Source organism: Confluentibacter citreus (assembly GCF_002807055.1).
Taxonomy (GTDB): domain Bacteria; phylum Bacteroidota; class Bacteroidia; order Flavobacteriales; family Flavobacteriaceae; genus Confluentibacter; species Confluentibacter citreus.
Window position 1 is genome coordinate 1 of sequence record NZ_NIXN01000025.1, and the last position, 1,508, is coordinate 1,508.

Consider the following 1,508-nt stretch of genomic DNA (forward strand, 5'->3'; position numbering starts at 1 on the left):
ATTGATTGCAACAATACAGGTTCAATAAGTATAACCGTCACGGGAGGTTCGGGCGACTTTAGTTACCAAATGTTGCCAGAAGGAACAATTCAAACGTCGAATACATTCAGTATAGTCAATCCCGGTGATTATTATTTTAGGGTGTATGACAACGTTACGGGCTGTTACATTGATACCTCGGCATATACGGTAGCACCATTCGATACGATTGATGCCGTTGCTACGGCCACCACTGCAGTCACCTGTTTTGGGGATGCCAATGGTGCCCTGGAAATTAATGTCAGCGGTTATACCGGTCCATATACCTATGAGGTTTTTGATAATCTAGGAGCTTCGGTCTCAGGTCCGGTTGTTGCAAATACAGCAACGAACCCACAAGCCATTTCGGGGCTTCCAGCAGGAAGCTATACCGTTTTGGTTACAGAAACCGCGAGTCCGTTCTGCAGCACGACATCAAACATCGTTACCATTGCAACGCCCACAACGCCTTTGGACCTGGTCGTTTCGGAAACGTCCAATGTTACCTGTGACGATGGACAGGGTACCATCACTGCAATTGCCAGTGGCGGTTGGGGAACCTATGAATATGAACTGACGGGAGCTGCCACGGTAGCGTACTCCCCAAACGGAACCTTCAGAAATTTATCCGCTGGTTCTTACACGGTTAACGTGAGGGACTCGGGGGGATGTATCGTATCCGACGCGATAACGCTCACGATCCCGGCACCTATAACCGCAACGGTAACGGCGGATGCAACCTTATTGTCCTGTTTTGGGGATACCAACGCGACCATTACGGCAAGTGCCGTTTCTGGCGGACAGGGAGGCAATTATACCTATACGCTTAACATGCTGTCGCCAACGGTTACATCGTCAGGTCCCCAGACATCTCCAATTTTCAGTGGGTTAGGGGCAGGTACCTACAATGTCACCATCACCGATGGCTATAATTGTGAATTTACATCACCAGATATCGTTATAAGCGAGCCAACGGAGATTCAGGCCCTTTTGGTAAGGGAAACATCGCCTACCTGTTTAACTGAGGCCACGTTAACGCTAAGTGCCACAGGTGGCACAGCGCCCTATGAATACAGTGCTACGTCTACGTTCACAACCATATTAGGGTCGTTTACGTCGTCAACGGCACCAATCTCTGTTTCACCGGGAACATACGAGTACTATGTCAGGGATGCCAATGGCTGTATAGCCACTGTTTCCAACGAGATTACCATTGACCCATTGCCAACCCTTGTGATCAATCTGGACGTGACCAATGCGACCATCAATTGTGCGGGTGACGATACGGGGGTTATCGTTGCGGTAGCCCAAGGCGGCCTGGGCAATTATGTCTATACCTTACAGGATACCGGTGGAAACCCGATTCCCGCTGCCCAAAACAGTCCGGGCGTATTTACGGGGCTTACAGTGGGAACGTACCAGGTAGAGGTGGAGAGCGGCGATTGTTTGACGACATCGGCAACCATTACGATAACTGAACCTGCGGCACC

3 pseudogenes are annotated in these 1,508 nt (G+C 50.0%); all 3 read left to right on the forward strand.

What is annotated here, in order from left to right:
* Positions 1-69, forward strand: a pseudogene (locus tag CDH49_RS15895) (hypothetical protein); the annotation flags it as partial.
* A 195-nt stretch (positions 70-264) separates the two neighbouring features.
* Positions 265-597, forward strand: a pseudogene (locus CDH49_RS15855) (hypothetical protein); the annotation flags it as partial.
* A gap of 72 nt (positions 598-669) precedes the next feature.
* Positions 670-1,508: pseudogene (locus CDH49_RS15860) on the forward strand (T9SS type B sorting domain-containing protein); the annotation flags it as partial.